1 protein-coding gene is annotated in these 281 nt (G+C 61.6%); it reads right to left on the bottom strand.

Annotated elements, in window-relative coordinates:
• On the bottom strand, positions 1-281 hold a 281-nt coding region (locus DQ393_RS00110), incomplete at both ends, for a formyltransferase family protein (protein ID WP_281023914.1).

The following is a 281-nucleotide window of genomic DNA, read 5'->3' as shown; positions in this document are numbered from 1 at the left end:
TGCTCGATGATCGGACCCTCGTCGAGATCGGCCGTCACATAATGCGCCGTCGCCCCGATCAGCTTCACGCCGCGCTCATAGGCCTGCTTGTAGGGGTTCGCCCCCTTGAAGGACGGCAGGAAGGAATGGTGGATGTTGATGATGCGGCCCGACATCTTCCGGCACAGCGCATCCGACAGAACCTGCATGTAGCGGGCCAGCACCACGAGTTCGGTGCCGGTCTGCTCGACCAGTTCCAAAAGCTGGGCTTCGGCCTGCGGCTTGTTGTCCTTCGTCACCTT

Source organism: Martinezella tropici, assembly GCF_003287875.1.
Lineage (GTDB): Bacteria > Pseudomonadota > Alphaproteobacteria > Rhizobiales > Rhizobiaceae > Rhizobium > Rhizobium tropici_C.
This window is presented reverse-complemented; position numbering and strand designations above follow the sequence as displayed.